Raw genomic sequence first — 320 nt, 5'->3', positions numbered from 1 at the left:
TCAATGATCATCTGGTCGCCAGCGCCCAAGCAGAGATTGAGCCGCTAGGCCCATACCAAGGGTATTCAAAAGGCAAATATCGCCCACAAGAAGAACCTTCCAAACGCTACATCGAACGTTATGGCATCCCCTATGGCAGTTGGTAGCGTTCAGCGGGACCATGCGTGCCTAAAATTCATAGCTTTGCTCATGAGCCTATTGATGCTTGCCGCCTGCAAACACGACCCGCTGTCGGGTGCAAACGACCCCAAAAGCGATTCGTGGGATCTGGACTATGCAGGCCCTCGCTATATGGTTGGCTGGGTTGAGCAGATCATCGT

Annotated in this window: 1 pseudogene; it reads left to right on the top strand. The window is 52.8% G+C overall.

The features are described 5' to 3' along the window. Positions 1-146, top strand: a pseudogene (locus B347_RS27105) (DUF2931 family protein); the annotation flags it as partial. Between the last annotated feature and the right edge of the window lie 174 nt (positions 147-320).

It is taken from the genome of Pseudomonas psychrophila HA-4 (genome assembly GCF_000282975.1).
GTDB classification, from domain to species: Bacteria; Pseudomonadota; Gammaproteobacteria; order Pseudomonadales; family Pseudomonadaceae; genus Aquipseudomonas; species Aquipseudomonas psychrophila_A.
Note: the sequence above shows the minus strand (reverse complement) of the source record. Positions and strands in the feature narration are given on the sequence as shown.